Annotated in this window: 33 protein-coding genes; 32 read left to right on the top strand and 1 reads right to left on the bottom strand. The window is 39.7% G+C overall.

Translation table 11 applies throughout. From position 1 onward, the window contains the following. The first annotated feature begins 65 nt into the window (after positions 1-65). The 21 genes from ACYVM0_RS03570 (at position 66) to ACYVM0_RS03470 (ending at position 13,270) form a co-directional block, all read left to right on the top strand. Positions 66-464 carry a low affinity iron permease family protein gene (locus ACYVM0_RS03570; RefSeq protein ID WP_460552575.1) on the top strand — a complete coding sequence of 133 codons (399 nt, stop codon included), beginning with the start codon at positions 66-68 and terminating at the stop codon, positions 462-464. A gap of 139 nt (positions 465-603) precedes the next feature. Further along, positions 604-1,290 carry a type 1 glutamine amidotransferase domain-containing protein gene (locus ACYVM0_RS03565; protein ID WP_460552572.1) on the top strand — a complete coding sequence of 229 codons (687 nt, stop codon included), beginning with the start codon at positions 604-606 and terminating at the stop codon, positions 1,288-1,290. Positions 1,291-1,292: 2 nt separating this feature from the next. Next, on the top strand, positions 1,293-1,688 hold the full coding sequence (locus ACYVM0_RS03560) for a cupin domain-containing protein (RefSeq protein WP_460552569.1): 396 nt from the start codon (positions 1,293-1,295) through the stop codon (positions 1,686-1,688). 421 nt (positions 1,689-2,109) lie between these two features. Further along, positions 2,110-2,919, top strand: coding sequence for an MlaE family ABC transporter permease (locus ACYVM0_RS03555; protein ID WP_460552566.1), 810 nt, complete (start codon positions 2,110-2,112; stop codon positions 2,917-2,919). Positions 2,920-2,935: 16 nt separating this feature from the next. Next, positions 2,936-3,724 (top strand): ABC transporter ATP-binding protein, encoded by a 789-nt coding sequence (locus ACYVM0_RS03550; RefSeq protein WP_460552563.1) that lies wholly within the window; start codon positions 2,936-2,938, stop codon positions 3,722-3,724. Continuing rightward, complete coding sequence (locus tag ACYVM0_RS03545) at positions 3,721-4,743, top strand: MlaD family protein (protein WP_460552560.1); 1,023 nt, start codon at positions 3,721-3,723, stop codon at positions 4,741-4,743. The genes ACYVM0_RS03550 and ACYVM0_RS03545 overlap by 4 nt, the downstream gene beginning before the upstream one ends. A 162-nt stretch (positions 4,744-4,905) precedes the next feature. Beyond that, a complete protein-coding gene (locus ACYVM0_RS03540; RefSeq protein WP_460552557.1) occupies positions 4,906-5,379 on the top strand; it encodes a Dps family protein in 474 nt (157 codons plus the stop codon). Between the two features lie 43 nt (positions 5,380-5,422). Further along, positions 5,423-6,016 carry a YceI family protein gene (locus ACYVM0_RS03535; protein ID WP_460552554.1) on the top strand — a complete coding sequence of 198 codons (594 nt, stop codon included), beginning with the start codon at positions 5,423-5,425 and terminating at the stop codon, positions 6,014-6,016. Positions 6,017-6,124: 108 nt separating this feature from the next. Further along, a complete protein-coding gene (locus ACYVM0_RS03530) occupies positions 6,125-6,310 on the top strand; it encodes a CsbD family protein (protein WP_460552552.1) in 186 nt (61 codons plus the stop codon). Between the two features lie 305 nt (positions 6,311-6,615). Further along, positions 6,616-6,879 carry a hypothetical protein gene (locus tag ACYVM0_RS03525; protein WP_460552549.1) on the top strand — a complete coding sequence of 88 codons (264 nt, stop codon included), beginning with the start codon at positions 6,616-6,618 and terminating at the stop codon, positions 6,877-6,879. 76 nt (positions 6,880-6,955) lie between these two features. After that, positions 6,956-7,714: an MlaE family ABC transporter permease gene (locus tag ACYVM0_RS03520; RefSeq protein WP_460552546.1), complete on the top strand. Its 759-nt coding sequence runs from the start codon at positions 6,956-6,958 to the stop codon at positions 7,712-7,714. Between the two features lie 9 nt (positions 7,715-7,723). After that, positions 7,724-8,503: an ABC transporter ATP-binding protein gene (locus tag ACYVM0_RS03515; RefSeq protein WP_460552543.1), complete on the top strand. Its 780-nt coding sequence runs from the start codon at positions 7,724-7,726 to the stop codon at positions 8,501-8,503. Positions 8,504-8,518: 15 nt separating this feature from the next. Beyond that, a complete protein-coding gene (locus ACYVM0_RS03510) occupies positions 8,519-9,361 on the top strand; it encodes an MlaD family protein (protein WP_460552540.1) in 843 nt (280 codons plus the stop codon). Between the two features lie 228 nt (positions 9,362-9,589). Then, the gene (locus ACYVM0_RS03505) at positions 9,590-9,928 is read left to right on the top strand and encodes a cupin domain-containing protein (RefSeq protein WP_460552538.1); all 339 of its coding nucleotides are present in this window, start codon (positions 9,590-9,592) and stop codon (positions 9,926-9,928) included. Positions 9,929-10,648: 720 nt separating this feature from the next. Beyond that, positions 10,649-10,804, top strand: a complete 156-nt coding sequence (locus ACYVM0_RS03500) for a lmo0937 family membrane protein (protein ID WP_460552535.1) — start codon at positions 10,649-10,651, stop codon at positions 10,802-10,804. A gap of 30 nt (positions 10,805-10,834) precedes the next feature. Next, positions 10,835-11,149: a hypothetical protein gene (locus ACYVM0_RS03495; RefSeq protein WP_460552532.1), complete on the top strand. Its 315-nt coding sequence runs from the start codon at positions 10,835-10,837 to the stop codon at positions 11,147-11,149. Between the two features lie 17 nt (positions 11,150-11,166). Further along, on the top strand, positions 11,167-11,445 hold the full coding sequence (locus ACYVM0_RS03490) for a YtxH domain-containing protein (RefSeq protein ID WP_460552529.1): 279 nt from the start codon (positions 11,167-11,169) through the stop codon (positions 11,443-11,445). A 26-nt stretch (positions 11,446-11,471) separates the two neighbouring features. After that, entirely contained in the window at positions 11,472-11,825 is a 354-nt protein-coding gene (locus tag ACYVM0_RS03485) for a hypothetical protein (RefSeq protein ID WP_460552525.1), read from the top strand. A 2-nt stretch (positions 11,826-11,827) separates the two neighbouring features. Next, entirely contained in the window at positions 11,828-12,220 is a 393-nt protein-coding gene (locus ACYVM0_RS03480) for a hypothetical protein (RefSeq protein ID WP_460552522.1), read from the top strand. A 20-nt stretch (positions 12,221-12,240) separates the two neighbouring features. Then, positions 12,241-12,741: a hypothetical protein gene (locus tag ACYVM0_RS03475; protein ID WP_460552519.1), complete on the top strand. Its 501-nt coding sequence runs from the start codon at positions 12,241-12,243 to the stop codon at positions 12,739-12,741. Positions 12,742-12,931: 190 nt separating this feature from the next. Beyond that, positions 12,932-13,270 (top strand): hypothetical protein, encoded by a 339-nt coding sequence (locus tag ACYVM0_RS03470; protein WP_460552516.1) that lies wholly within the window; start codon positions 12,932-12,934, stop codon positions 13,268-13,270. Between the two features lie 92 nt (positions 13,271-13,362). On the opposite strand, the gene ACYVM0_RS03465 is transcribed toward ACYVM0_RS03470, so the two are convergent. Then, positions 13,363-14,718, bottom strand: coding sequence for an MATE family efflux transporter (locus tag ACYVM0_RS03465; RefSeq protein ID WP_460552513.1), 1,356 nt, complete (start codon positions 14,716-14,718; stop codon positions 13,363-13,365). 44 nt (positions 14,719-14,762) lie between these two features. Here ACYVM0_RS03465 and ACYVM0_RS03460 point away from each other — a divergent pair, with 44 nt between their 5' ends. The 11 genes from ACYVM0_RS03460 to ACYVM0_RS03410 all read left to right on the top strand — a co-directional run bounded on the left by ACYVM0_RS03460 (position 14,763) and on the right by ACYVM0_RS03410 (position 23,474). Beyond that, positions 14,763-15,593, top strand: coding sequence for a DUF3822 family protein (locus tag ACYVM0_RS03460; RefSeq protein WP_460552510.1), 831 nt, complete (start codon positions 14,763-14,765; stop codon positions 15,591-15,593). Continuing rightward, positions 15,581-16,120: an RsmD family RNA methyltransferase gene (locus ACYVM0_RS03455; protein WP_460552507.1), complete on the top strand. Its 540-nt coding sequence runs from the start codon at positions 15,581-15,583 to the stop codon at positions 16,118-16,120. Before ACYVM0_RS03460 ends, ACYVM0_RS03455 begins: the two co-directional genes overlap by 13 nt. A 53-nt stretch (positions 16,121-16,173) precedes the next feature. Further along, positions 16,174-17,226: a tetraacyldisaccharide 4'-kinase gene (lpxK, locus tag ACYVM0_RS03450; RefSeq protein ID WP_460552504.1), complete on the top strand. Its 1,053-nt coding sequence runs from the start codon at positions 16,174-16,176 to the stop codon at positions 17,224-17,226. A gap of 397 nt (positions 17,227-17,623) precedes the next feature. Further along, positions 17,624-18,187, top strand: a complete 564-nt coding sequence (locus ACYVM0_RS03445; protein WP_460552501.1) for an RNA polymerase sigma factor — start codon at positions 17,624-17,626, stop codon at positions 18,185-18,187. An 83-nt stretch (positions 18,188-18,270) separates the two neighbouring features. Next, entirely contained in the window at positions 18,271-18,606 is a 336-nt protein-coding gene (locus ACYVM0_RS03440; RefSeq protein WP_460552498.1) for a hypothetical protein, read from the top strand. Positions 18,607-18,617: 11 nt separating this feature from the next. Then, entirely contained in the window at positions 18,618-19,202 is a 585-nt protein-coding gene (locus ACYVM0_RS03435; RefSeq protein ID WP_460552495.1) for a Spy/CpxP family protein refolding chaperone, read from the top strand. 55 nt (positions 19,203-19,257) lie between these two features. After that, the gene (locus tag ACYVM0_RS03430) at positions 19,258-20,019 is read left to right on the top strand and encodes a YHYH protein (RefSeq protein WP_460552492.1); all 762 of its coding nucleotides are present in this window, start codon (positions 19,258-19,260) and stop codon (positions 20,017-20,019) included. A 22-nt stretch (positions 20,020-20,041) separates the two neighbouring features. Beyond that, complete coding sequence (locus tag ACYVM0_RS03425) at positions 20,042-20,581, top strand: toxin-antitoxin system YwqK family antitoxin (protein ID WP_460552489.1); 540 nt, start codon at positions 20,042-20,044, stop codon at positions 20,579-20,581. Then, on the top strand, positions 20,556-21,200 hold the full coding sequence (locus ACYVM0_RS03420; RefSeq protein ID WP_460552486.1) for an SCO family protein: 645 nt from the start codon (positions 20,556-20,558) through the stop codon (positions 21,198-21,200). Before ACYVM0_RS03425 ends, ACYVM0_RS03420 begins: the two co-directional genes overlap by 26 nt. Positions 21,201-21,378: 178 nt before the next feature. Continuing rightward, positions 21,379-22,440: a cytochrome-c peroxidase gene (locus ACYVM0_RS03415; RefSeq protein ID WP_460552483.1), complete on the top strand. Its 1,062-nt coding sequence runs from the start codon at positions 21,379-21,381 to the stop codon at positions 22,438-22,440. Between the two features lie 359 nt (positions 22,441-22,799). Then, positions 22,800-23,474, top strand: a complete 675-nt coding sequence (locus ACYVM0_RS03410; protein WP_460552480.1) for a suppressor of fused domain protein — start codon at positions 22,800-22,802, stop codon at positions 23,472-23,474. Positions 23,475-23,536 lie beyond the last annotated feature (62 nt).

Genomic DNA, 23,536 nt, shown 5'->3' with positions numbered 1-23,536 from the left:
CCTGTCTCTGAAAGACAGGCATTTTGCTTGGACTCACAGTTTTTATTTTTATAAAATACCTTGCAATGAAAAATATATATTTATTCCTGGAACGGCTTTTTGAAAAACTCACTTCCAAAGCAACTACTATACTCGGTAATTCTCTTACTTTTATTATTGCGCTTTGCCTGGTAATATTCTGGCTTTCCGAAAAGGCATTTTATAAGCAGGGCCTTCACGCCTGCATTGGCGATATTATTCTCAGTATTACCTTTTTGAGTTTATTCATCATTCAAAAATCTTTCAACCGGTTTTCCGGCTCATTACATTTAAAAATAAATGAGTTGGTGGCATCACACGATACTGCCAGTAATGCGGTAATTGGTGCCGAGCGAAAAACGGAAAATGAAATTATTGAATTGACCCGGGAACACGACGAATTGATCGAGGCATTAAAAAAAGAAAAGGAAGAAGAAAAACTATGATTAAAAACGGTACTGTTTGCGCAGGCAAATGTGTGAATGATGCAACTTATTTTCTAAATTCTGTAATACTAAAGCGATTGCTGTACCTCATCTTTATAAGCCTGAAAATAATTTAATAAACCTGCTAAAAATAAAATGTATGAACATATTAATGGTATTAACCTCTCATAGTGCTTTGGGAGATACCGGTGAAAAAACCGGCTTTTGGGTAGAAGAATTTGCGGCGCCTTATTATGTACTGGCAGATGCCGGGGCCTCAATAACTATTGCTTCACCATTGGGAGGGCAACCCCCGGTTGATCCTAAAAGTGAAGTTGCTGCGGCGCAAACCCCTGATACAAAAAGATTTTACGGCGATATGGAAGCCATAGACAAGGTTGCCAACACTGTAAAACTCAGTGATATAAAAGCTGCTGATTACGACGCTGTCTTTTATCCCGGCGGGCATGGCCCGTTATGGGATTTAACAAACGATAAAAATTCAATTCAATTAATTGAACATTTTTATAACACTCAAAAACCGGTAGCCTTTGTTTGTCATGCACCGGCTGCATTAGTAAATGTTAAAGCCGAAAATGGTGAACCATTAGTGAAAGGGAAAAAAGTAACCGGCTTTTCGGATACAGAAGAGGAAGCGGTAGGCTTAACAAAAGTGGTACCGTTTTTATTGGAAGCGGAATTAAAAAAACTGGGTGCGCATTACAGTAAAGGAGCAGACTGGAGCGATTATACGCAACAGGACGGACTATTGATTACAGGGCAGAATCCGGCTTCCTCTGCATCGGTTGCCCAATTGCTTGTAACAACACTAACCGGCAAAAAATAAATATGAAGGGATACAAAGCTGATATAGAAAAAGAAACTTTAGAAAATGAAGATTTTCGCAAAGTAGTATACACCGGCAAAAATTTGCAGCTGGTATTGATGAGTTTAAAAGGCGGAGAAGCAATCGGAGAAGAAGTACATCAAAACAATGACCAGTTCTTCAGGTTTGAAAGCGGATCAGGAAAATGTACTATTGATGATAACGAATATACCGTAAGAGAAGGTGATGTGATTGTTGTACCGGCAGGCGCAAAACACAATGTGATCAACACCGGTATTGTAGTACTTAAAATGTACACCATTTACGGGCCACCCAATCACCAGGATGGTACTATACATTCAACAAAAGAAGAAGCAGAAAAGAGCGAAGAACAGTTTGATGGAAAAACAACTGAATAAACCGTACAGTATGGAAGCCCAGAAACAACTGGAATTCCTTGCTGTACATTTAAAGAAATTATTGAGAAGCAGGTAGGCGATTACCGGTAGCAATATTCCTATGCCGGTACGATGATCGGCGGCACTGCTTTATTTATCCCCTGCTTTCTCAGCAGCCCTTGCAATGGCTGACAAATATTTTCAACAGTAAAAAGTGTCCGGCAAATCAAACCACCGCTAACCCGGATGATTGCAACTGAAAATCTTCATTAATAAAACTAAAAGTGGGAATGATGTAAGTTATTTTACAAATCATGTAACGCTTAATTGCCCAAAGAAAGCCAATTTAGTTGCGTACAATCTTTTATAAATACATCAATACAATAACGTAAGTAAAAAGCATCGGTGTTAAGGCAGGGCACCCTCTAAATAAAAACTATAAATGAAGCCTGGTTCAGATAATACAGAAGCTATTCCCCAAAAAAAATCTTTTATTTCCAAAAAGGTAGATTCCTTTTTTTCAGGGATCTATAATGTATACATCTTTATCAAACGTTTTTTCAGGCAGGTATTTTCGCCACCGTTTGAATTTAAGGAGATCATCAATCAATGTTATGATGTGGGCTACCGTTCGCTGCCACTGGTATCTTTAACGGGTTTTATTACCGGGCTGGTTTTTACCAAACAATCCCGCCCTTCATTGGCAGAATTTGGCGCTACTTCATGGCTGCCTTCATTAATATCCATTGCTGTTATAAGGGCGCTGGCGCCATTGGTTACGGCATTAATTGCAGCAGGTAAAGTGGGTTCTAATATGGGAGCAGAGCTGGGCTCCATGAAAGTAACCGAACAGATAGATGCAATGGAAGTATCAGGCACCAATCCATTTAAATTTTTAGTGGTTACCCGTGTGCTTGCCATCACCTTTATGTTGCCCATATTGGTAATTTACACCGGGTTGATAGGAATGCTGGGCGCCTACTTAAACATTCATCAGAATGAACTTACCAGTTTCACTGCATTTTTTAACAGTGCCTTTAAAACAATTTCTTTTCTCGATATTATTTCATCCATTTTTAAAGCGGCCTGTTATGGTTTTACTATTGGCATAGCCGGTTGTTACCAGGGCTACTATGCAAAAAATGGTACACAGGGTGTGGGCCGGTCGGCCAATACAGCCGTGGTGCTTTCAATGTTTATGATTTTTGTAGAAGAAATGGTGATCGTTCAATTTGTAAACGCAATAAGATAGTTATTATAACAGCGCAATGGAAAATACGCCGGTACCTGCAAATAATAAAGAAACAGTGATTGCTGTAAAAGGATTAAAAAAATCTTTTGATAACCTTATTGTGCTCAATGGTATTGATATTGATATTTTAAAAGGAGAGAATATCGCTGTGCTCGGCCGTTCAGGATCAGGCAAATCTGTTTTAATAAAAATAATTTCAGGATTGTTGAAACAGGATAGCGGCACTGTGACGGTACTAGGGCAGGAAGTGGATAAACTAAATGAAAAAGAATTACAGGAACTGAGGATGAAAATCGGTTTCTCTTTTCAAAACAGTGCGCTGTATGATAGTATGAGTGTAAAAGGTAACCTGGCCTTTCCGCTGGTGCGAAATAAACGTAAGCTGAGTAGTAAGGAAGTAGATGCAGCTATCGAATCGGTATTAAATGATGTAGGCTTACCACAAACCATTAACCAGATGCCGGCAGAACTTTCGGGCGGGCAAAGAAAACGTATTGGTATTGCAAGAACACTAATACTTAAACCAGAAATCATGTTGTATGACGAGCCTACCGCAGGGCTCGACCCGATAACCTGTATTGAGATCAACAACCTGATTGTGAAAGTGCAAAAGGAGTACAATACCACTTCAATAATAATTACGCATGATCTTACCTGTGCAAAAACAACAGCCGATAAACTCACTATGATACTGGACGGAAAATTTTTAACGCCTGCAGGTTTTGAAGAAATTTTTAATTCAGACAATGCAGATGTAAAATCATTTTACGACTACAATTTTATTAACGATAAATCAAAATCATGAAAAATAACAGGCCGGTAGTAGTTGGCATATTCATATTAATAGGCATAGCCATCCTGGTAGTAACCATTTTTACTTTAGGGGGGCAGAAAAAAACATTTGTAAAAACATTTACCATTCATGCTGTATTTAATGATGTTGGCGGGCTTATAAAAGGGAGTAATATCTGGTTCTCCGGTGTAAAGGTGGGCACAGTAAAAAGTATCAATTTTGTCAATAATTCGCAGGTAGAAGTTACCATGAGTATTGAAAAAGATATTCAATCGCATATCCGTAAAAATGCCATGGCAAAAATTGGTTCTGATGGATTGATAGGAAATAAAATTGTAATCATTTATGGCGGAGACAGCACTGTGCCTCAGGTAGAAAAAGATGATTTTTTAACCATGGAAAAAGGGCCGGGCACAGATGATATGATGGCTACCTTACAGGCCAATAATAAAAACCTGCTGGCAATAACGAGTGATTTTAAAAGCATCAGTAAAAAAATAGACAGTGGTACAGGTTTGCTGGCCACATTGGTAAACGACCCGGCATTGTCGCAAAAACTGGGCGCCACAATGGAGGATTTAAAAGCTACGGTTGCAAACTTTAAAATAGTTTCTGCAAACAGTAAAAATGTGTTGGCCAACCTGCAGGATTTTTCAGGCAAACTGAATACACCCGGCAATTCAGTAAACGACCTGGCTTCTGATACTGTTTTGTATAAAAATATCAGGGGTACTTTACAACAATTGCAAAATGCAGCGGCCACTGTATCACAGTTTACAGTTAATTTAAAAACTACCAGCGAAAAATTAAATCAGAAAGATAATGCAGTGGGTATGTTGCTCAACGATCCTGCAGCAGGCAATTCAGTAAAACTCACCTTACAAAATATGCAAACTGCCAGCAAAAAACTGGATGAAGACCTGGAAGCATTGCAACATAATTTTTTATTAAGAGGCTTTTTCAGAAAAAAAGCAAAAGCCGAAGCAAAGGCTGATAAAATGATCACGGTAAAAGATACTACTGCCAATTAAGCACTGCTTTGCTGCAACTCAGTCTTAACATCTGAATGTGTGAATAATACAATTTATTCCACGAATTCTGTAATACCCGTAACTCATAAATAACACACCTTTAGGTAGTGAAGATCCGGTAATATTTCCTCTTTAATTATACTAACAAATAAAATATATAGAATGAAAATCAACATCGGAATTTCTGAAAAGAATTTAAAAGGCAGCGCCACATTATTGTCAGGAGCTTTAGCCAACGCAATGACCCTATACGTTAAAACAAGAAAAGCGCACTGGAATGTTAGCGGCGAAAGTTTTATGGAGCTGCACAAACTATACGAAAATCAGTACAAGCAACTGGAAGAAGCCATTGATGAAATTGCAGAACGTATTGGCAAAATGGGGCACAAAACAATTGGTACCATGAGTGAATTTTTATCGCTTTCTGCTGTTAAAGAGCATCCCGGAAAATATGAATCCACAAAAGATACCATTAAAGAACTATTGGAAGATCATGAGATGGTGATCATCCGGTTGCGTAAGGACATTGATGACTGTACCGAAAAAAATAAAGATGCCGGTACCGCAGATTTTTTAACTGGTTTGATGGAACAGCACGAAACCATTGCATGGATTTTGAGAAGGTATTTAAACTAATACCTGATCTGAAATAATTTTAAAAAAAAATAAATTTATTACGATGACAAACGAAACAAAATGGACGGTAGATACGGGCCATAGCGAAATTGCCTTTAAAGTAAGGCATTTAATGATAGCTCATGTAAAAGGCAGCTTCAGAATATTTGATGCAAATATTTACACTACAGGGAAAGATTTTACAACAGCACAAATTGATCTTTGGATAGATACGGCATCAATAACCACCGGTGATGAAAAAAGAGACGAACATTTAAAAAGCGCTGACTTCTTTGATGTGGAGCATCACAAACAAATAACATTTACCGCAAGTACAATGCAACAGCCCGATGAAAAAGGGCACCGTGATTTATGGGGAGCATTAACCATGAAAGGCATTACTAAAAATGTAAAACTAAATGTAGAATTTGGTGGCATTGTAAAAGATCCCTGGGGTAATGAAAAGGCAGGATTTACAGTAACCGGGAAAATTAAGAGAAGCGACTGGGAGCTTACCTGGAATAATACTATGGAAGCAGGAGGTTTGGTGGTAGGAGATGAGATCAGCATTACATGCGAACTGGAGTTGATCAATGCAGGTAAAAAAGACCTGCTGATGGAAGTTACAAGTGTGGTGAATGAACAGGCCGTTTTTTAAACGCTGCATGTGAATGATACAAATACTATCCGTAATTGTGTAATATCATGTCACGCAAAAAGTGGCAACTTTGCATTATGAAAATTCAATCATATCTAAATTAAAAAAATGAACACGACAGAAATAAAAGGAAGCTGGAACGAACAAAAAGGAAAGCTTAAACAAAAATTTGCAACACTTACCGATAATGACCTGATGTTTGCAGAAGGTAAAAAAGAAGAAATGTTGGGTAAGCTCCAGGTAAAGCTGGGCAAAACTAAAGAAGAATTACACAAATTACTTGCAGGGCTTTAATGCGCTGCTCTTTATGAAAAGCTACCGTTTAGCAGGAGCAATCCGGCTAAATGGTAGCTTTCTTTATTTACAAGAAAAAAAGTAATGAAGAGCCATATTTAAAAAAGTGGCGATCTGCTGTTGTATTTTTTAAAGGTAGCCTTCCAAATCAAGATCTGTAATTGGATACCTGTAAAGCAAATGCGGTATATCGCTTTTGCAAAATGTGTGAATGATGTAACATAAAGTAAAAGTTTTGTAATGTCACCAGGGCGTAATAGGCCCACCTTTGTGTATGGCCTTAAAACAAACTAACAAATAAAAAAATGAAAAGGATCACTATGGAAAGTTTGGGAACAGCTTTTCAAATAACATCAATAATTTTTATTTTCAGTTATTCAGCTTCGCCGCTACAATTCGGAGAAAAAATAAAATCAGTTGATAAAACAATAAGCACTGTAACTTATCCGGCAAAAACACAGCACCGGGCTGACAGCAGCAAAAACGAAAATTTGTATTTTTCACAAAATAAAAAATCCGGGTTCCTTTACACTAACCTTAGCATGAATTTACAGGGCACTAAAAAATAATTGCTCTTTAATGCAGACAGCAACTGCAGGAACCAGGCATTTATAACACTCATCTCCGCACAAAAACAATGAAACTTTGGCTACTTACATAAGAAATTTATTTAACGATGCAGGCGATGTTACCCTTTTTACAAGCCGTTTTTTTAAAGAAGTTTTAAAACCTCCTTTCGAAATAAAAGAATTCTTCAGGCAATGTTTTCTTATTGGTTATAAATCTTTACCACTGGTAGCCATTACAGGATTCATCATGGGCCTGGTACTTACATTACAATCAAGGCCTACATTGGCGGAGTTTGGTGCAGAATCGTGGTTGCCCGGGATGGTGGCCTTATCGTTGATAAGAGAAATTGCACCGGTGATCACAGCATTGATATGTGCCGGTAAAATCGCATCTGGTATCGGTGCCGAATTAGGCTCGATGAAAGTAACCGAACAGATTGATGCCATGGAAGTATCTGCAGTTAATCCCTACAAATACCTGGTGGTTACAAGAATACTGGCTACCACTTTAATGGTGCCGCTTTTAGTAGTATTTGCAGATGGGGTGGGAATTTTAGGCGGCTATGCCGGCATTAATATTCACAGCGATGTAAACCTCTTCCGCTATTTTGCGCAGGTGCTGGAATCACTTTCTTTTTTAGATATTATTCCGGCAACTATTAAAACATTTTTCTTTGGCTTTTTTATTGGTATGATCGGTTGTTATAAAGGATTTAATGCAGCCAGTGGTACCGAAAGTGTTGGTAAAGCTGCCAACTCTGCTGTGGTGGCGGCTTCGCTTACCATATTTATCATTGATATGCTGGCCGTACAGGTAACCGATCTTTTCTTTTAAAATAATAATATGCTGCAGGAAGAAACCGATATAAAAGAAAATAATATTGCCGGTACCGGCACGCCGGTAATCAGTATTAAGGGCCTGTACAAATCTTTTGGTAAGGATAACGATATACTTAAAGGTGTTGATCTTTATGTAGACAAAGCCGAAAATTTGGTGATACTCGGTAAATCCGGTTCAGGTAAATCGGTAACTATAAAATGCATGGTAGGTTTGGTTACTGCCGATAAAGGAGAAATAAAAGTATTTGGCACCGATATCAGTAATTTAACCAATACCGAATTGAATGCGATAAGGGTAAGGATAGGATTTCTTTTTCAAAATGCTGCATTATATGATTCAATGACGGTACGGCAAAATTTAGAATTCCCTTTAAAAAGGCATTTTAAAAAATTATCTGCAGAAGAAGTGAATGCAACGGTAACCGAAGCTTTGGATAATGTAGGCCTGGTAGAAGCCATTGATAAAATGCCTTCCGAATTATCGGGCGGCATGCGCAAAAGGGTAGGCCTGGCACGCACATTGATCTTAAAACCAGAGATCATTTTGTATGATGAACCTACTACCGGCCTGGATACGATCACATCACGGGAGATCAGTGAACTGATATTGGCCATGCAGAAAAAATATAAAACAGCATCGGTTATTATTACGCATGATATGGCCTGCGCCAAACTTACCGGCGACAGGATCATAATTTTAAAAGATGGTATCATTCATGCCGAAGGCAGCTATGATGCATTGGAAAAAAGTGATGATGAATGGGTACGCTCATTCTTTGTCTGATAAAAAAATAACAATATGAAAAAAGAATCCGGCTTTACATGGAAACTGGGCATGTTTGTAGTGATTGCATTGGTCACCTTTATATTCACTATTTATTTTGTAGGCAAACAAAAAAATTTATTCGGCTCTACTTTTCGATTAAAAGCACAGTTTAAAACCGTGAGTGGTTTAAAAGTAGGCAACAATGTACGTTTCTCCGGTATCAATGTAGGTACTGTAGACGATATCACTTTAATAACGGATACTTCGGTAATGGTGGAACTGGTAATGAAAAAAAATGTACAGCAATTTATTAAAACCGATGCAAAGGCAAGTATAGGTTCCGATGGTTTAATGGGGGATAAGGTACTTACTATTTCGCCGGGTGGCACCAGTACAACTTTTGTAAAAGACAATGACCTTATTACCACCAAAAGCGCCATCGAAATGGAAGATATCATGAGCAGTGTAAAAAACAGTGTGGATAATGCCGGTATCATAACAGCACAACTGGCACAGTTTACCTATAAAATGAATAATGGCAATGGCGCCTTATCTAAACTGATCTCAGATGAAAAATTCTCCAGCAGTTTAGAGGGTACACTTGCTAACCTGCAAACCAGCTCAAAAGAATTTTCAAAATTCAGCAGCAAAATGAATGATGGTAAACTGGGTAAAGCTTTGGATTCTACCATGACAAACATTCAAGGCGCTACAAAAGGTCTTAATGAAAATATGGAAGCGGTAAAACATAATATTCTGCTCAGGGGCTACTTCAATAAAAAGAAAAGGGCCGAAGCAAAAAAACAGGCGGCATTGAAAAAGAAAACGGATGTGATAATTTATCCTTTAAATCCCAAAGACAGTACAAAGCAATAGAACTTACAACTATACCTGCCGCAACTTTTTCAGATAACCAATGTTAAGGTGATGCCTTTTAAAGCATATCTTTTGTGCAGGCTGGCAGGTATTATTATACCAATACCGCTGTTTAAAAAATTGTTTACTGCTTGTTAATATAAATGAGCTTACCTTTAATTAAGAGCCGTGCTTTCCTTCCTTCGGTTTTACTACACTTAGTTATCACCCACTACTAAAATAACGAACATGGATACAGGCGAAATCGAAAAATCAAAAGCGCTTATTACTGTAGAGATCATTGAATATGTGCCTAATTCAGTAGTGATTAAAACCATTCTGAAAAAATCAACCGGTAATATCAGTGTGATGTCATTCGATAGCGGTGAAGGTCTTACAGAAAAAACCACACCCTTCGATACCTTTGTACAAATTATTGAAGGTAAAGCCGAAATAGTCATCAGCACGGTATCTCACCTTTTACAAACCGGCCAATCCATCGTTATACCTGCGCATGCTTCCAACCTGGTAAAGCCCAATGGCCGTTTCAAAATGATACTTACTGTTATTAAAAGCGGCTACGAATAACAGGCCGTAGCAAAAAAAAGTCCCTGTAAAAACAGGGGCTTAAACTAAACTAAAACGCATATGAGAAAAAGATGTGGTTATTAATCAGTATACTGTAAAGTTCTTACTCTTTTTACGCAATGCTTTACATAATTGATAAAAATAATTACATCATTCACAGGTTGCGCTCTCCTGTTTATAAAAAAATCTTTTATAACATAAGTACTTATAACATCCCGTTACTCCTGCACATTATTTATACAACACCTGCCTGCGGCCCTGTAAATTATAATACTATAGAATGATAGGTTTGTATTTACACCTACTGCATAAAAAGCATGTGGGAATTATATAAGTTTTTTCAACTATTGTGTAACACTTATTGCATCAGGAGTTTGCAACTTTACAATACAAAACAGCGGTTAACTAAATAAAGTTTATTCCAATGAAAAACCCTTCAGCTGTTCAGGCATTTGATAAAACAGGTAACAAATAATCAACTAACAAAACCAGTGATAAACTTAACACACACTTTTCTCAATTACCTGTTGGTCAGATTTTTTAATAGTTCCTTTTACAGCAGAAGATTAAGCAGGAGCTTTTTATTATGGCACAGTATTGGTAATTCAAATCAAACTACTGTTGCAATAATCAGTTAATAAATGTAAAGCCATTATAGTGATTGCAATATTTTAACAATCACTTCTATATCTTTTTTAATCAATAAAAACAATCATCATTATGAGTAATTTGCTTTACACCGTTGCCGTTATTCTTGTTATACTCTGGGCAATTGGTTTCCTGGGTTTTCATGCCGGCAGTATCATTCACATCCTGCTTGTAATTGCAGTTATTGCAGTGCTTTTCAGGATCATCCGCGGCGACAGATCAATTTAAAACAACTTTAAACAACTTAAAACAAATACAATGAAAAAAACTGCTTTATGTTTAATGGCACTGGGTTTGTCATTAGCATTTACTCCAATGCAATCTAATGCCACAGCTATTGTTGCACCTTCTTCGGTAGTGGTTCCAACAGAGCCTGCTGATGTAAGTAAATCCATCTCCAGGTTGAATGAAATTAAGGAAATGGACAAATCAAATTTAACCGGTGCCGAAAAAAGAGAATTACGTAAAGAAGTAAAATCATTAAAAAAAGAGATCAGGAGTAACAGCAGGGGCATTTATCTTTCGGTAGGCGCTGCCATTATTATCGTGTTGTTACTGATACTTATATTGTAAACTATAAATTAAAAAGTATGAAAACAGGAAAAGTAGTATTGGGATTATTAGCAGGTGTAGCCGCCGGAGCTATATTAGGTATTTTGCTGGCACCAGATAAAGGTAGCAATACCCGTAAAAAAATCATGAGTAAAGGCGAAGGTTATGTTGATGATGTAAAAGAAAAATTCAACGAAGCAATAGATGCTATCAATGATAAATACAAAAGCATCAGGCATGGCGCAGAAGATCTGGTTGCCGATGGCAAAATGAAATTTGAAGACGCTAAAAACGAAGTTAAGAAAGCAACGCTTTAAAATGTAGTCTAATTAAAAGGTAAACAATGAATAACAATGCAACAGCAATAGAAACACTTTTTGAAAAAGCCAGTGAGTACGGTAAAACCAGTATTGAATTATACAAACTTCAGGCAATAGATAAAACTGCTGAAGTGGTTTCATCTTTGGCAACCAGGTTGGTGATTACTATTGTTGTTGCATTATTTATTGTTAGTGCCAACATCGGGCTTGCATTATGGATAGGAGAGTTGCTGGGCAAAACCTATTACGGCTTCTTTGTTATTGCCGGCGTGTGGGGGCTTATCGCTTTACTGGTATATGCCTTCCGCAACCAATGGATAAAAGACCCGGTAAGCAACACAATGATCATAAAAATGCTGCAGCAAAAAAAGATATGACTATGAGAAACGAAAGTAGCGCATTACAGGAAACTATTGTTGCCCTGCAGCAAAAACAGGCGCAGGAATTACACTTGCTTAAAGAACAGTTTCATACCACCTACGAAGGTTTGAAACCCATCAACCTTATCAAAAATACTTTTCATGATGTTACTTCTTCTCCCGAAGTAAAAAGCAGCATTGTGAATAATGCAATCGGCCTGGCAACAGGGTATTTATCAAAAAAATTATTGATCGGCGGAACGCATAACCCGATAAAAAAGATATTGGGCGCAATCGTTGAATTTAGTGTGGCCAGTTTTGTTGCCAAACGTGCAGATGACTTTAAACCGGCTGCAAAAGAAGAATCCGAAGAAAATAAACAGCCGAAAGAAAATGAACAACCGGTATTTTAATCACCAAAATAACTCCACAAATGAAAAAATTATTTATTGCACTTACACTGCTATGCTGCTTTTCAATTGTACGTAGCCAGAATCCTTTGCCTGTTGGCAAAGCACAATTCAACGTTGGCGTAGGCTTCTCTGGTTGGGGCGTACCTGTGTATGCAGGCATAGATGTTGGCGTACATAAAAACATTACCCTGGGCGGCGAACTTTCTGTTCGTTCTTACAGGGAAAACTGGAAGAATAACCACTACCGGCACAGTATTATCGGTATTGCTGCCAATGGTAACTACCATTTCAATACCGTACTGAATATTCCAAAGGAGTTTGATTTTTATGCAGGACTTAACCTGGGATTTTATTCCTGGTCTTCACCCGATGGTTACCCCGGCGATCACAGTTCAGGCATTGGCCTTGGTGCACAGATCGGGGGCAGGTATTACTTCAATAATAAAGTTGGCTTAAACCTGGAAATTGGCGGCGGAGATGTTTTCTCTGATGGCAAGATCGGTTTAACATTCAAATTATAAGATCAGCATTCGTACAATTTAAACTTTAAAAAAGATTCGTCATACCACGAATCTTTTTTGCATTATACCCATACCGTTCTGGTAGCATTCTGACAGAAATCATCAGCTTATATGTTCAGCGTTATTATAAACCAGCCGCAATAAAAATATTTTTGTTAAACCAGTAACAAATAATTTTTTCTCTGCAAAAATGAAACCTTTAATTCGCATAAAGATCATTCATACCCTCATCTGGATTTTTTTCAACATAGTGCTATTCTATATGGCTTATGCGGTAGTGGTAAACAAGATCAACAAATTGGTATGGATCGGTATTGCCCTGGTTATAGCAGAAGGAATGGTGTTGCTATGTTTTAAAAAAATGTGCCCGCTCACCGTCATTGCCCGTAAATATTCCGACTCTGCTAAAGATAATTTTGATATCTATCTGCCCAACTGGCTGGCAAAATACAATAAGCTCATCTACACCAGCTTTTTTATCCTCATTGTAATCGGCGTATTGTACAGAACTTTCCCCATTCCCCATTGACGATTCACTCACGCCTCACCACTCACGCCTCACCACTCACGTCTCACCACTCACGTCTCACCATTCACGTCTCACCACTCACGCCCCACGTCTCACTTCGTCTTCCACCTCCCGCTCTTCAAAAACACAAACGCCATTATAAATATCGTACTCCAGTACACCACTTCATTGCTCCATGCCATGGCTAAAGAAATAAAATGCACTTTCATAAAAATCCAGCTGTACACTAAATACACTGTAATTGCAACGATCTCTATCAGCAGGTTCACTTTGGTTTTGCCGGTACCGGTTACGCCATTCAGCCATATATTGGCCACACTCATAAACAACATGCCAAGGCTAACCGTTCTTGCTACAGGAATGCCCGCTGCAACAAATGCTTCTCCTTTGCTGAATAACCTGAAAAATACTTCCGGGAAAATATTCAGCAACAGCACCATCACCGAGCAAAAACCAATACTCAGCAACATCGTTTTATTAATGGCAAGAATAACTTTATCTTCTCTCTTTTGCCCCATTAAATTACTCACCACTACATTGCTGGTACTGGCAAAGGCCCATACAAAAACACCGGCCAGGCCAAACACATTCCGCATTACATTGCTGATGGCTTTATCCAATACATTGCCACGGGCTTCAATTAAAAAGAAAAATATCAGCCAGGTAGTAACGCTGATCACGTATTGCGCTACCAGGGGCGCCGAAACCTTAATGATGGCCTTGCTGATCACTTTATCGTAAGCAAGATCTTTCAGCAGGTGATACTTCTTTTTTAAGCCGGTTTTATACAACACCAGCAATACCACTAAAAAACCAACTCCTTCTGCAATTACCGATGCCAGCGCAGCACCATTAAATCCCATTTTAGGAAATCCGAAATGGCCATAAATAAAAATATAATCCAGCACTATATTCAGCAGGGCTTCAAAAATAAAACCGATCATTAAATAACGGCTGTTCAGTGAGGCCACTAAAAATGCATTGCCCATCTGGAACAGGTATAAAAATGGCAGGCCGAAGATACGGATGCGCAAAAAACTGATCTCCTGCTGGTAGGCATTTTCAGCTGCAACAGGTTGCAAAATAAAGGGCGCAATAAACCAGGTAAATAATATGCCGATCAACGAAAGTTGCAGGCAAATACGGATACCCTGCGATAAAATGGTTTTAAAAGCACCGGTATTGCCACTGCCTGCATGGCGGCTGAATACCGATTGCATGGCATTATTCAATCCATGGCCTGCAACAGCAAATATCAGGTAATAAACACCTGTAATACCGGCATTGCCCAATGCATTGGCATCATCCGATTTGCCCAGGAAAATGCTGTTGGTAAGCATATTTACCTGCGGAATCAGGATAGCCAGCGTAATCGGCATCGCAATAGACAATATTTGTTTATTGGTGACTTTTACTTTTAAATCATCGTTTGTTGCTATACTTTCCATAAAGTCAGCAAAATTATCTTATTTTGCCTGCCGAAAATCATACAGTGAATCCATCATTTAATATAACAAGCACAACTGTACCCGCCGGTAAACCGGTTTTATTAGTGCAGGCAGGTAAGCAAGGCATTTCCTTTGCTCAATTAGATAGCGACACCAATACTTTTATATCGGTGCAGGTATATCATTTTGCCAAACAAATAACCGATACCGCTATTGCAGAAACGGTCAACTACCTGCTAACAGACGAAGCATTACAACAGCAGCACTTTAAAAAAATATTTATTACCTGGTGCTTTGATGAAAACATCCTGGTGCCGTTTGAATATTTCGACCAGGCACATACCGGCGATATGCTGCAACTGGTATATGGCGATGCGGCACAGGCAGCAAACCAGCACGAGCTGGTAATGGCGCATAACCTGCACAGCGTGTACAGGATACCGGTGGTAATAAAAAACGTTTTTGCCCACTGGTTCCCCTTCAGTATTCAAAACCACCAGGCCTCCTTGCTCATCAACATCGAAAAAGCGCATAGCAATTTGCTGTATTGTAATTTCTATCCTAATTCACTTACTGTAATGCTGCGCAAAAACAACCAGCTGCAGGTAATACAGAACTTTGAATTCAATGCACCGGAAGATGTGGCGTATCACTTATTAAATGTTTGCCGCAGTTTTGAAACGGATGTACAAACCCCGGTACTGCTCAGTGGTATGATTGATGCCAATTCCAATCTCTACAACGAGCTGCACAAATACTTTTTAAACATTGAATGGGCTGCCTTGCCGGGTAATTTTAACTACGCTCAAGAGATCAGCCTGCAGCCTGCACATTATTTCAGTCACTTATTTGCCACAGCCTTATGCGTATTATAAGCGGAACACATGGTGGCAGAAGAATTACGCCGCCCAGCAATATGCCTTACACAAGGCCCACTACAGATATTGCCAAAGAAGGACTATTCAATGTGTTGCAAAATAATTTAGAAATAGAAACACTGAAAGTACTGGACCTTTTTGGCGGCACCGGTTGCATCAGTTACGAACTGAGCAGCAGGGGAGCGCCTGATATTACCATCGTGGAAAAAGATACGCAGATGTATGAATTCATAAAAAAAACTGCGGCCGAACTGGAATTGGAAAACTTTAAAGTCACAAAAGGGGAAGTGTTTAAATTTATTGACACCGCAACAGAACAATACGATTTTATTTTTGCAGGCCCGCCTTATGCTTTAGCCACCATTGATGACCTGCCCATAAAAATTTTTGAAAAAAAACTACTGAAACCCAAAGGCTGGTTTATACTGGAGCACACCCCAAGGAATGACTATAAAAAATTTGCTCACTATAAAACAGAAAGAAATTATGGCACTACCATTTTTTCGATCTTTATCAATGGATAACACCAATTATTTTACTAAGTAACCAATAAACAAATTAACGAGTTAACCACATAATGCTTAGAAGCTTCAGATATTTATTATTTCCCCTTTCACTTATCTACGGCGCTGTGGTATGGTTACGAAACTGGTTATTTGATAAGAATATTTTAAAAGCAGCGCAATTTAATTTCCCTATTATTTGTGTGGGCAACATTGCTGTTGGTGGTACCGGTAAAACACCCATGGTGGAATATTTAATACGATTGCTGCAAAACGATTTTAATACCGCCACATTAAGCCGTGGGTATAAAAGAAAAACCAAAGGCTTTGCTATTGCTGATAATACCACCACCGCTTTGGAAATAGGCGATGAGCCTATGCAATTTCATAACAAATTCCCCGAGGTAACCGTAGCCGTGGGAGAAGAAAGGCTGGTGGCCATACCACAAATATTGCACGACAAACCCGATACTAACGTCATCATTCTCGATGATGCATTTCAGCACCGGCCGGTAAAAGCCGGACTAAATATTGTACTCACCGCATACAATAATCTGTTTACAAGAGACCTGATGATGCCTTCCGGCGACCTGAGAGATGTAAAGGCCAGTATGAAAAGAGCTGATATTATTGTGGTCACCAAATGCAAAACAGGTTTATCGGCAGAAGAAAAAAAAGCTATTCTGAAAGAAATAAAACCTTTGCCAAAGCAAACAGTTTTTTTTACAGAGATAACATACGCCAAGCCTTACCATCTTTTTACTAAACAGGAAGCTGCTGTTGACAGAAACACCAATATCCTGCTCATCTGCGGTATTGCCAATCCAAGGCCACTGAAAGATTTTTTAGTGAACAACTTTAATAGTTATGATATGCTGCGTTATCCCGATCATCATATTTTTAACAGCGACGACCTGGCAGACATCAAAAAACACTTTACTAAAATTCAGCAGCAGGATAAAATCATTCTCACAACCGAAAAAGATGCCGTGCGCCTGGTAAAATTTGAAGAAGACCTGAAAGATTTTCCAGTATATGTTTTACCCATTCAACACAGCTTTATGTTTAACGAAGCCGCCGCATTTGATAACCAGGTGATTGAATTTATTGCTGCTTTTAAAAAATAAACGCACCGCCTTCGGCGAAGAAAACGGACCGCAGATTTTTATGATAATGATGATTTAATAAGATTTGCTCTTATCCGTGTTAATCATAACCATCATAATAATCAGCGTTTAAAATAAACAGACAAACCGCCGTTGGCGGAGAGAACGGACCGCAGATTTTTATGATAATGATGATTTAATATGATTTTTATCCGTGTTAATCATAACCATCATAATAATCTGCGTTCCAATACAAACACCGCAGGTGCCGGACAACATGTAATCTTATCCGTGTTAATCATAACCATCATAAAAATCTGCGTTCCAATACAAGCACCGCAGGTGCCCAAAAAAAATCTTAAGTTGCACCGAAGGTTTTACTAAATACACTCGTCTAACCAAAAACACCCAACCCTTTTTGACAGAGCAGGAACTGGTTTATGGGCTCCGCAACGGAGATGAAATAGCTTTCAAGGAACTGGTACTCCGTTTTCAGGACAGGGTATTCAATACTGCTTTGGGGTTACTGCAACACAGCTCCGATGCAGAAGATATTGCACAGGAAGTATTCATACAGGTCTATCGTTCTATTCACCAGTTCAAAGAAGAATCCCTGCTATCAACCTGGATCTACCGCATCACTACTACCAAATGCCTCGACTTTCTGCGGAGCAAAAAAAGAAAAAAACGTTTTGGGTTCATCAGCAGCCTCTTTGGGGCAGGCAACACCCCGTTACACGAACCGGAAGAATTTGATCACCCCGGTGTGCAATTGGATAAAAAAGAAGATGCAGCACTGCTTTTTAAATTAATCGATCAGCTACCGGAAAACCAACGCACCGCTTTTATCCTCAATAAAGTGGAAGAGCTGAGTTACCGGGAAATTGCGGCTATTTTAAATACTTCAGAACCTGCTGTGGATGCCTTATTGCAGAGGGCAAAACAGAACCTCAGAAAAAAAATTAATGAATTACCACCATAGCAGCGAAGGTTTTTACAAAAACAAGCATCTAATAGTAAGATGTAAATAATGAATGTGGATTGAGTAACAAATAATAAGCAGTAATGAATAATAAGGAAGAAAAAATATTAAACAGCCTGGACGGTTTACAAAAAGCAGCAGCGCCTGATTTTTTCTACACCCGTTTAATTGGCCGGATGTCCGCCAACAAATGGGGGATATACAAACAGGAACAGGAGCCCGGAAGAAAAACTTTTCTATTGCTTCGTCCTGCATTTATTACCAGCGCACTATTTGCAGTGCTCGTTATAAATGTGTTTTCAATAATGCAGTTTAACAAAGCGCCACAGCAAAAAACAACGGTACAATCTGACAAGCCAGCCACGCTGGAATCTTTTGCAGAAGCCTATAACCTTAACACGGCAGCTGTTTACGAATAAAATTTACCAGTATGAGTCGCTTTACAAATAACCGCCTGCTCTCTGTAACAACAGTATTATTACTTACTGCAAATATTGCCACGCTGGGGTATTTATGGTCGCATAAAAATAATGGCGGCAGTAATACGCAACCACCGCCACCCGCAGGCCAGGTATTTCAATTTGTTACCAAAGAATTACAATTAGACTCAACGCAACAAGTAAGCTATAAAAAATTAAGGGAAGAACACCAGGCGGGGCAAAGGCCCTTGCAGGACAGCCTGAGGAAAGCAAAAGACGAATTTTTTGAATTATTAAAACAGCCAATGCCCGATGAAACTGCAGTACAGCAGCAAAGCAGTAAAGTAGCCGCAGCAGAACAACAACTGGAATTATTTACATTTAAACATTTTCAAAAACTAAGGGCTATTTGTACAGCAGCACAACAACAAAAATTCGACAATATTATACAGGATGTATTGCGCCGCATGGCACCAGCAAAACGGCCGCAGGGGCCGCCACCACCGGGTATCCGAGGTGGCATGCCTCCGCCGCCAGGCGAAGGGCCCGGCCCTGGTGGAGAAGGAATGCCGCCACCACCGCCAGAAAATAAATAATACTGTACCATCAACGCCTTCATAAAATCACCTTTATAAAACAGAACTATTAATTATGAAAATGATACCCTTAAAACTCATGGCCATTGCTGTAATGGTTGCAGGCATCTCCTGTAAAAAATCAACTGATGATACGTCATCAGGCAGTGGCGGAACAGCAACCGTACCCGATGTTTATAAAAAAATATACGGTGCTACCAGCATTACTTCCGACGGAACATACATCTACATCAAAACCAGCGGCGCACCCGATCATAAAAGTGTGTACTATCCAACTGCTAATGCTTTGTACGAAGCCTTCAGCGGTACCACATTTGGTGGCAATACATTTTCAAAAAACCCTAACTCAATTGCCACACAAAATTATACTTTTAAAATTCCGCTTAACCCGCAGGTTAATTCAGCACACAGTGCAACACCACTGGGGCCAATTGGCGTATCGCTCAATGGCGTTGCATTCTTTAACCAGTATGCAGGCCCTAACCAGCCACTTACCAACGAAGTGGTGAGCTTTGATAAATACTGGGGCCATCCGTCACCCACCAGTGAATATCACTATCATGTAGAGCCTTTATACCTTACCACAGTTAAAGCCACCAAATCTGCTTTACTGGGTTTTCTATTGGATGGTTTTCCCGTATACGGACCCGAAGAAAATAATGCTACCGTAACCAATGCTATGTTGGATGCATATCACGGGCATACAGCAGTAACTGCCGATTATCCCAATGGCATTTATCACTATCACATTACAAACACTGATCCTTACATAAACGGAAGTGGATTTTATGGTACACCAGGCACGGTTTCTAAATAGCGGTATCTCTATATTGCTGCTCATGCTGTTTACCGGTTGTACGCAAACCGGTAAACATGCTGTTGAGGTAAAAGTTACCAATGCAGTGTCACCTGGTCTTAAAATGGTCAATGGGGTGTTGTATTTAAAAGACAGTCTGTATAATGGCACCGTCTTTTCGCTTTATCCCAACACAACAGATACCGCTGCCATTATGAACTTCAGCAATGGAAAAGAAGATGGGGTTTGGAAAAAAAACTATGCTGATAAAACACCTGAAGAAATAAGAACTTTTAAGGAGGGTAAAAAAGTGGGAGCGTACCTGGCATGGTGGCCCAACGGAAAAAAGAAATTGCAATACGAATTTAAAGACGGCGAATACAATGGCACCTGCTACGAATGGAATGAAAACGGGCAGCTGACCAAAGAAGCCAACTATAAAGCCGGTTACGAAGATGGCCTGCAAAAAATATTTTATAACAACGGAAAAATACATTCCAACTTTATGGTAGTCAACGGCAGGCGCTACGGACTACTGGGCACCAAAAACTGTATCAATGTATCGGATAGTATTTTTAATTAGTTGTATAATCCTTTTGGTGCAGTGCAGCAGCAAACAAAAAATGGCCTTGCTGCCCTATTACAATACACCCGATTTTACACCGCATTTTGTAAATGCCGATGCCGCTGCAACAGAAATCCCTCATACCATTGCCGATTTTTCCTGCACCGATCAATCCGGCAACATCATTACACAAAAAAATATTGAAGGCAAAATTCATGTCGCCAATTTTTTCTTTACGGCATGTGGCAGTATTTGCCCTAAAATGATGAGCAACCTTAAAACAACTTACGAGGGTTTTAAAACTGATACCGGCATTGTCTTCTTATCCTACTCAGTAACACCGTGGAGAGACTCGGTGGCAAAACTAAAAACATATGCAGCCGGCAATGATATCAGTTTAACCAACTGGCATTTACTTACCGGCAACAAAGCCGATATCTACAAGCTTGCCCGTACCTCTTATTTTGCCGAAGAAGATTTTGGTTTCAGTAAAGACAGTTCGCAATTCCTCCATACCGAGCACATACTCTTAATTGACCGCCATAAAAAAATCCGGGGCATTTACAACGGTACTTTAGAACTGGAAACCCGGCAACTGGCAAAAGATATTTTGGTTCTAAAAAAAGAAGAGCAGTAGTAGAGTGAAAATACATTTTCGCTCCATCACCCCATCAAAAATATTTCCCATGCACCGAAGGTTTCGCCTAAATCCGGCATCTAAATACCAATACCGGCAATGGTATGTAAAAAATACCGTTTAACTATAAGAATAAAATGAACCTGCTGTTTAAACATTTACCCAAAATCAAACCAATATGAAACCTGTATGCCTAAGCGCCTGCCTTGTTGTAACCATTGTACTTTTTCAATACTGCTCTAAAAAAGACAGTACCACTACCACCGGTACCGGCACTACCACACCGGCGCAGCCCACTTTACCTGCCACTACACTAAACTATGTCATCAGCTACCCGGCGCATATACAGGCCGCACTACTGGCTAACGACAATACACCTGCCGACAATGCCATCACCAATGATGGGGCTACCCTGGGGCGTGTACTATTTTACGATAAGCAACTAAGTAAAAACAATACCGTAAGCTGCGGCAGTTGCCACCAGCAAAAACTGGCTTTTGACGACTCTTCCAGCTTAAGCAAGGGCTTTGAAGGCGGTGCGACCGACCGCAACTCCATGTCGGTACTCAACCTGCGTTTTTACAAAAGTGGCAAAATGTTCTGGGATGAAAGAGCAGCCTCGGTTGAAAAACAAGCCCTGCAGCCGATTCAAAACCATACCGAGATGGGCTTAACCCTGGCCGAATTGGAAACCAAAGTCAAGGCTTTAAGCTATTACCCGGCCTTATTTCAAAAAGCATTTGGCAGCACAACGATCGATTCGGTATTAATTGCAAAAGCCATCGCACAATTTGAACGCAGCATTGTTACCTACCAGTCAAAATACGATCGTGTAAAACAAGGGCTGGAAACCTTTACACCCATTGAGGCACAGGGCGAACAGATCTTCTTAACCGTTGGTGCACCCAACACCTGCAATACCTGCCATACCGCACCCATGTTCTTAAACAGCCAGGCACCGCCTTTTGCTTTTCCGGCAACCGATATTGGTATCAACGGGCAAAACCGGTTCAAATCAGGATCATTACGCAATGTGGCTACCCGTACGGCATTATTTCATAAAGGAACAGTGGCCAATGTGCTGGCCATGCTTACCGCCGGCGCTCCGGGTACCGGCACTACACCCATACCGGCGCATAGCGTAGCGCCGCAGGATGTACAACCGCTGATGGCATTCTTAAATACGCTTACTGACAATACCATTATAACCGAAGACAGGTTTTCCAATCCGTTTAAATAACATGAACCAGGTTAGTTACCGGGCTGAGCTTGTAGAAGCCGTTGTCACTTCGGGAAGCAACATGTAGCCACAAAGCCCCGAAGACACAAAATAAAATACACAGCAAATTTTTCGCCGTCCTGCCGCCAGGCAGGTTCGTGCCTTAGTGCCTTCGTGGCAAACCTTTTAACAGCGAAGCTGATAAAGCAATTATTGTCAAGGCGAAAAGCCTGAACCAAAAAGGGGAGAGGGTGATACTAATACCCTATCGCATTCCTTCTTTTTAATCTAAATAATCCATTGCGGATGTATGCAACTATAATAACTTTCCTATATTTATTTCCTGTTACTTATTTAATAAATGAAACCGGTACAAAGCGATGAACTTTTTTAAGAAATTATTCGGCGGAAAAAAGAAAGCAGAAGCAGTTCCTGAAAATCAATTTTCCGAAGAAGCATACGAAAAGGATTATGAACTAAAACAACTGGGATTAGAGCAGGTACTGGGCAAAATGCACGACATGGTAGGCCATGCCGTAATTCCATTTGCTGTAGGCGGTGCTACTGATATGTATTATTTCCTTAACGGTATTGCAGGCACCGGCTTTGCCACCATGGAATTGCTGGACCCTGATGGCAACGGGCCTAAACCAAACCGCCTCGGAACCTACGAATTAGTGGCATTTACAAAAGAAACTTACAATAAAAATGAAGATGTACAAACTGCTTTCAACCAGGTTGAAAGACGTATTTGCAGCATATTCACCACAATCGGCAACTATTCTTTTGAGGCAGTTTTAAACCCCAACGAAACCTGTGAAGTTCCCGTTCCACCGGAAGAAGGCAAAAAGATCTGCCTGGTATTTGATCATTATAAACCCGGTAATGCCGAATTTGAAATAGGCGAAAGAAAACACCACTTGCTCCTATGCCTGGAGGTATTTAAAAGCGAAATGGAATTTGCAAGAGAAATGGGCAGTCCTGAACTTTTTAAATTATTAAAAGAAAAAGGATTTTACCCGTACAGCGACCTTGATCGTGAGCCGGTTGTATAATTACCTACTTAGTGCCTTCGTGCCTTCGTGCCTTCGTGCCTTCGTGCCTTTGTGGTAAGCCT

It is taken from the genome of Ferruginibacter profundus (assembly GCF_054783275.1).
The sequence above is the reverse complement of the archived record's forward strand: the minus strand, read 5'-3'. Positions and strand labels throughout refer to the sequence as shown.